This is a genomic window from Herminiimonas sp., assembly GCF_030645555.1.
GTDB lineage: Bacteria > Pseudomonadota > Gammaproteobacteria > Burkholderiales > Burkholderiaceae_D > Oxalicibacterium.
Genome location: NZ_JAUSME010000270.1, coordinates 1 through 7,065, shown reverse-complemented (window position 1 = coordinate 7,065; position 7,065 = coordinate 1). Strand labels below are relative to the sequence as shown.

Sequence of the window (7,065 nt, the reverse complement as noted above, 5' to 3'; positions counted from 1 at the left end):
GGAACCCGAAGGGCAGCGGCTGTGCGGTCGCCTTCTTTTGCTTACTTTTCTTGGCGAAGCAAGAAAAGTGAGTAGCAGCCGGGCTACCCCCGGCAAGCCACGACGAAGAAAGAACAATCTTGTTAAGCGAAAAATCTACCTAAGCGCCGAAGCTGCCCTGGCCAAAGCGGTAACCCGCGCCCAATCCCCCGCCATCAACGCATCCCTGGGTGTCAACCAGGAGCCACCCACACAGGCTACATTTTTACAGGCAAGAAATTGCGCGGCAGTTTCCTGCGAAATCCCGCCGGTTGGGCAAAACAGCATATCCGGCAACGGGCCGGCAATCGCGTTCAACATGCCGACGCCACCTGCAGGAACGGCGGGAAACAGCTTCACCTGCCGGAAGCCGGCTTCACGTGCGACCATCACTTCCGACGGCGTCATCACGCCCGGCAACAGCGGCAAACCGCTGGAACGTGCGCCCTCGATCAATTCTTTCGTCAACCCTGGCGACACACCAAAGATTGCACCGGCCTCGCGCGCAGCGGCAAAGTCTTCATGCCGCGTCAGCGTACCGACGCCGAGTATCGCTTCCGGCACCTGTTCGGCTATCGCACGGATTGCAGCCAGGCCATGCTGTGTGCGCAAGGTCACTTCCAGTACGCGGATGCCGCCAGCAACCAAGGCCCGCGCCAGCGGTACGGCATGCGCCAGATCGTCTATCGCAATGACTGGAATCACTGGCGATGCATGCATAATTTCGAGCAGATTCATGGATGAACTCATATCGATTGTTGAACGTTGGTGTCTTCATCGCTGAACGGTTCAGCATCGCCTTTCGGCAGATTGATCTCGCTTGAGGTCGGCACGATCAGGCGCGGCAGGCCGAATGTGGCAGCGCCATCTTCCGCAATGCTGACCGATGAGCGGAACATCGCAAACAGTTCGCGTCCCATGCCGACCACGTTCGATGAGCGATCGGCGGATGCATGCGGACGCTGCTGCCATTCTTTTTCCGCGACCAGGGCTTGCAGGGTACCAGCGGCGGCATCGAGCCGTATCATGTCGCCATCCTGTATGCGCCCCAGGGGGCCGCCTGCCAGCACTTCGGGCGAAACATGGATCGCGGCCGGCACCTTGCCGGAGGCGCCGGACATGCGCCCATCCGTCACCAGAGCAACGTGATAGCCGGCATCCTGCAGGCTGCCCAGCGCAGGCGTCAACGCGTGCAGCTCAGGCATGCCATTGGCGCGCGGGCCCTGGAAACTCAAGACCGCAACAAAATCGCAGTTCAGTTTGCCATCCTGATACGCATGCATGAATTCTTCCTGCGACTTGAAAACGATCGCCGGCGCCTCGACCACGTGATGCTCCGGTTTGACCGCAGATATCTTGATCACTGCACGACCGAGGTTGCCGGTCAGCAGGCGCAAGCCGCCGTCAGGTGCAAACGGACGCTGTGCCGGGCGCAACACGTTTTCATCGGCGCTGACTTGCGGCGCCGGCTTCCACACTGCAAGTTCGCCATCGAGGAAGGGCTCGCTGCAATGCGCACGCAAGCCCTGCCCCAGGATAGTCGTCACATCGTCATGCAGCAAACCGGCATCAAGCAATTCACGGATCACGAAACCGGTGCCGCCCGCGGCGTGGAAATGGTTGACGTCGGCTTCGCCGTTCGGATAGATGCGTGTCAGCAGCGGCACGACTGCCGACAGCTGGTCGAAATCGTTCCAGTCAATCACGATGCCGGCCGCTTTTGCAATCGCAATCAGATGGATGGTATGGTTGGTCGAACCGCCCGTGGTCAGCAATGCCACGATCGCATTGACGATGGTTTTTTCATCGACCAGACGGCCAACCGGCGTGAATGTTTTTCCCTGCGCGCTGATTTCCACTGCGCGTTGCGCGGCGCGTACCGTCAAGGCATCGCGCAACGCGGTATTCGGCGTAACGAAGGCGGAACCGGGCAAATGCAGGCCCATCACTTCCATCAGCATTTGATTGCTGTTGGCCGTGCCGTAAAAGGTGCAGGTGCCGGCATCGTGATACGACTTGGATTCAGCTTCCAGCAATGCTGCGCGATCGATTTTTCCCTGCGCATACAGCTGGCGGATTCTGGATTTTTCGGAATTGGACATGCCGGTCGTCATCGGTCCGCTCGGTATGAAAACTGCCGGCAAGTGACCGAAATGCAAGGCGCCTATCAACAATCCCGGCACGATCTTGTCGCAGATGCCGAGATAAACCGCCGCATCGAACATATTGTGCGACAGCGCAATCGCAGTCGACATCGCGATCGTATCGCGCGAAAACAGCGACAGCTCCATGCCCGGCTGCCCTTGCGTAATGCCATCGCACATGGCCGGCACGCCGCCGCCGAATTGCGCCACGCCGCCGGCTGCGCGCACCGCATCCTTGATGATGCGGGGAAAACGTTCATACGGCTGATGCGCCGACAGCATGTCGTTGTAGGCGGAGATGATCGCAACCGATGGATTTTTTTGCTGCTTCAATACCAGCTTGTCGTTGACCGGGAATGCGGCAAAACCATGCGCAAGATTGGTACAGGATAGCGAACTGCGCTGCACGCCCTGCTGTATGGAATCCGACAATTGCTTCAGATAGGCAGCCCGATAAGGCCGGCTGCGCTCGATGATGCGCTCGGTGACAGCAGACACGACGGAATTGAGCGGCATATGAAATCCTTGAAAACAGTTTTGAAATTTTACTACAATAAATCGTGCCAACAAATCATCTTTTTTGGTTTTCCTACGAAAGCATAGGACTCCCGCGCGCCGGATAAATTCACTTGCCCGCCATTATCCTGCAAACCGGGTAAATCATCCTAGTAGATTGAACTTTCCTTCGTTGAGCGCATCTTTCCAGAAGACGTTTGCAAGATGGCAGCATCACGCATAGCCAGCTTGTATTGCCTGTGCAAAATATATTTGTAGTGAAATTACCATAATTTGATGTATAGTTTAAACCAACATTTACCGGATAAATAGATCGCTCATGCGCACTCCATCCCTTACCGCCAGCGCAGCCTTTCAGGCGCTGCAGCAACATCACGCTGAAGCAAAAAACTGGCAAGTCCGCGACCTGTTTGCACAAGACCCTGCGCGCTTTGACGAATTGTCGATAGAAGGCGCGGGCCTGTTTCTCGATTACTCGAAGAATATAGTCAGCAATCAGACCATGTCTTTGCTGTTCGCGCTGGCACGCGAGACCGGGGTAGAGGCACAACGCGAGGCGATGTTTGCCGGCGACAAAGTCAACCGGACCGAACAGCGCGCCGTACTGCATACCGCATTGCGCAAGCCACGCAGCGAAAAATTGCTGCTCGACGGCAAGGATATAATTCCCGACATACACGCGGTACTCGACCGGATGGGCGTATTTGCCGAGCGCGTGCGTTCCGGTGAGTGGCGCGGCTTTGATGGTCGCGAAATTACCGACATCGTCAACATCGGCATAGGCGGCTCTTATCTGGGGCCGAAAATGACTTGCCAGGCGCTGCGCTCGTTCGGCCATCCGCGCCTGGTCATGCATTTCGTCTCGAATGTCGACGGCCATGATCTGGCTGCACTGCTGCCGCGCATGGATCCGGCCACTACCCTGTTCATCATTGCTTCCAAGGGATTCAATACTTCGGAAACGATGACCAATGCAAAATCGGCGCGTGCCTGGTTTTTGCAGCATGCGAACGCAAGCGACTTGCCCCAACACTTCGTTGCCGTCTCGACGCATCTGGATCTGGTCACCGAATTCGGCATCGCAGCAGAAAACATGTTCCCGTTCTGGGACTGGGTGGGCGGGCGTTATTCGGTCTGGTCGGCCATCGGCCTCGCGCTGGCAATTTCAATCGGTATCGACAACTTCAGGGAATTCCTCGCCGGCGCACATGCGATGGACCAGCATTTTCAGCAAGCGCCGCTGGAAAAAAATCTGCCCGTGATCCTGGCGCTGACAGGCATATGGAATCGCAATTTCATGGGCAGCACGTCCATCTCGATCGCGCCATATCATCAGGATTTGCGCCTGTTCCCCGGCTACCTGCAGCAACTGGAAATGGAAAGTAATGGCAAGCGCGTCAAGGTTGACGGCTCACCTGTTGAAGTCGCAACCTGCCCTGTGATATGGGGCGATGTGGGCACCAATGGCCAGCACGCCTACTTCCAGTTACTGCACCAAGGCAGCGACCTCATCGCCGTCGATTTCATCGCCGCCTTGAAACCGTCGCATGCACTGGAATCGCACCAGGTGCTGTTGCTGGCAAACTGCTTCGCCCAATCGGAAGCCTTCATGCGCGGCAAGAACGCCGACGAAGTGCGCGCCGACATGCAGGCGCAAGGGCTGCCTGTTGACAGCATAGAACAGCTGCTGCCGCACCGCACCTTCCCCGGCAACCGGCCCAGCAACACTATCTTGATGGATGCGCTGACCCCCGCCACCCTGGGTGCATTGATCGCCTTGTATGAACACAAGGTGTTTGTACAAGGCGTGATCTGGGGCATCAACAGCTTCGATCAATGGGGCGTGGAACTCGGCAAGTTACTGGCGCAAAACATAGCGGCAGAATTGGCGCAACAAGCCCAGCCTGCCCAGCATGACAGTTCGACCAATGGTTTGATCGCACGCGCTAGGGCAGCATTGTAATCACGGCGTCAAAAAAACAAATTACCGTAATGATGTTCCAGGCGACATTTTTTCAATTAAATAACTTCTCTTACGACCATGGCTCTTACCGATTTTGATCTAGTCCTGTTTGGCGGCGGTGGCGACCTGTCCATGCGCAAACTGATCCCTGCGCTGTATGCGCGCGACCGCGCCGGCGATTTGCCGCCCACCGCGCAGATTATCTGCATAGGCCGCCACAAGTGGAGCAATGAAGAATTCGTCGCCGAGCTCAATGAGAATTCCAAAACGCATATTTCCGAGAAAACATTAACGCCCGCCTTGTGGGAAAAATTCTGCGCGCGCATACGTTATGTCTCGCTGGATGCAACCGATGCCGCCACCTATCAGCCGCTCAACGACGTGTTGCGCAACGATGCCGGATTGACCCGCGTGTTTTATCTGGCAACACCACCTACGCTGTTTTCAAAAATCTGCAACAACCTGTCTGCACGCGGATTGGCCACGGAAACTTCCCGCGTCGTGCTGGAAAAACCGCTGGGCCGCGATCTCGCCAGCGCCAAGCAGATCAATCTGGAAGTCGGCCAGGTTTTCAAGGAATCGCAAATCTTCCGCATCGATCATTACCTCGGCAAGGAGGCGGTGCAGAACCTGCTGGCGCTGCGCTTCGGCAATGTGCTGTTCGAACCGCTGTGGCGGCGCGAATGGATCTCCGACGTGCAGATCACGATCGCCGAAGAAATCGGCGTCGGCAACCGGATGGGCTACTACGAAACCTCGGGCGCCTTGCGCGACATGCTGCAAAACCATCTGCTGCAATTGCTGTGCATCGTCGCGATGGAACCGCCGCTGTCTGTCACGCCGGATGCAGTGCGCGATGAAAAACTGAAGGTATTGCGTTCGCTCAAGCCGTTCACAGCTGCCACGCTGGCCAAGAATATCGTGCGCGGCCAGTATCGCGCCGGTCACATCGAGGGCAAGGCGGTACCCGGCTACCGGCAGGAAAAAGCCGCCAATCCGGATTCGAATACCGAAACCTTCGTCGCCATCAAGGCCGAGATCGATACCTGGCGCTGGGCCGGTGTGCCCTTCTACCTGCGTTCCGGCAAGCGCATGGCCGATCAGCTGGCTGAAATTGTCGTGCGCTTCAAGCCGATACCGCACTCGATCTTTGCGCAATCGACCGGCAGCTTCCAGCCGAACTGCCTGATCATCCGTCTGCAGCCCGACGAAGGCCTGCAATTGAACCTGATGGCCAAGACACCTGGCGACGGCATGCGCCTGAAACCGGTAGAACTCGAACTGGATTTTGCCGAAACCTTCAAGACGCCACGCATGGATGCCTACGAGCGTTTGCTGCTCGATGTATTGCGCGGCCAGCTGACCCTGTTCATGCGCAGCGACGAACTGGAAGCGGCCTGGGAATGGGTAGAGCCGGTCCTGCGTCAATGGGAACAGGAAGGCAATGAACCGCTGCCATATGCATCCGGCACCTGGGGTCCGGCGGCAGCCAGCGCCCTGATCGGTCGCGACGGCTTGCAGTGGCGCGAAGAAGCGCTGCCGGAATAAGCGGAGCACACAGACATGCTGCTTGACGCCATACGCACACAGTACGACTCGCTTTCCAAATCGGAAAAAAAAGTCGCGCTGGCCGTACTCGAGCAGCCGGAACTGGCAATCGCCGAAAACATCACGGCGCTGGCGAAAAAGGCTGAGGTCTCGGAACCGACCGTCGTGCGCTTTTGCCGCGCGATCGGTTTTGACGGCTGGCATGCATTCAAGATGAAGCTGGCGCAAGGCCTGGCACTGGCGCCCGGCGCAGATGAGTCGCCGGCGCTGGAAGATCTGGCCGCCGACCTGGTCAACAAAATTTGCAGCCGCTCGATCAACACACTGCTCGACTTGCGCAACAGCCTCGATGCCAATGCCGTCGAACAGGCGCTGCAAGTGCTGTCGCGCGCCAGCAGGATAGAGTTTTACGGCCAGGGCACATCCGGCATCGTCGCCGCCGATGCGCAACACAAGTTCTTCCGTTCCGGCGTGCCTACGGTCGCCTATGCCGATCCGCACATACACAGCATCGCCGCCTCGCTATTGAAAAAAGGCGATGCCGTGGTCGCCATCTCGCAGCGCGGTATCAGCATCGCCCTGCTGCGCAGCGTGCAACTGGCGCGCTCCTGCGGCGCCGACGTCGTCGTGCTCGCACCCAGCGGCACGCCGCTGGCAGAACTGGCGACTGTGCTGATCCCTATCGACCTGCATTTCCATACCGATCCATACACGCCGATCTCGGCGCGTCTCGCGCACCTGGTCGTCATCGATATCCTGGCAGTCGGCCTGGCATTACGCCTCGGGCCGGAACGCCGCAAGAAAATGATCAATGCGCAAAAAGCGCTGCAAAAGATAGAAATGCAATTCGATTCCTTCCTGCGTTAATCATCAGTG

Annotated in this window: 5 protein-coding genes; 3 read left to right on the top strand and 2 right to left on the bottom strand. The window is 57.7% G+C overall.

The window, feature by feature from the left end; all coding sequences use genetic code 11:
- Nucleotides 1-135 precede the first annotated feature (135 nt).
- Nucleotides 136-756, bottom strand: coding sequence for a bifunctional 4-hydroxy-2-oxoglutarate aldolase/2-dehydro-3-deoxy-phosphogluconate aldolase (gene eda / locus Q7T06_RS10430; RefSeq protein ID WP_304784354.1), 621 nt, complete (start codon nt 754-756; stop codon nt 136-138).
- Nucleotides 757-764: 8 nt separating this feature from the next.
- Nucleotides 765-2,678 (bottom strand): phosphogluconate dehydratase, encoded by a 1,914-nt coding sequence (gene edd, locus Q7T06_RS10425; RefSeq protein ID WP_304784351.1) that lies wholly within the window; start codon nt 2,676-2,678, stop codon nt 765-767.
- 319 nt (nt 2,679-2,997) lie between these two features.
- Between edd and pgi the strand changes: the two genes are divergently transcribed.
- From pgi to Q7T06_RS10410, 3 genes are all read left to right on the top strand, one after another.
- Nucleotides 2,998-4,641: a glucose-6-phosphate isomerase gene (gene pgi / locus Q7T06_RS10420; protein WP_304784349.1), complete on the top strand. Its 1,644-nt coding sequence runs from the start codon at nt 2,998-3,000 to the stop codon at nt 4,639-4,641.
- Between the two features lie 78 nt (nt 4,642-4,719).
- Complete coding sequence (gene zwf / locus Q7T06_RS10415) at nt 4,720-6,189, top strand: glucose-6-phosphate dehydrogenase (protein ID WP_304784347.1); 1,470 nt, start codon at nt 4,720-4,722, stop codon at nt 6,187-6,189.
- Between the two features lie 15 nt (nt 6,190-6,204).
- Nucleotides 6,205-7,056 (top strand): MurR/RpiR family transcriptional regulator, encoded by an 852-nt coding sequence (locus Q7T06_RS10410; protein ID WP_304784345.1) that lies wholly within the window; start codon nt 6,205-6,207, stop codon nt 7,054-7,056.
- The last annotated feature ends 9 nt before the right edge of the window (nt 7,057-7,065 follow it).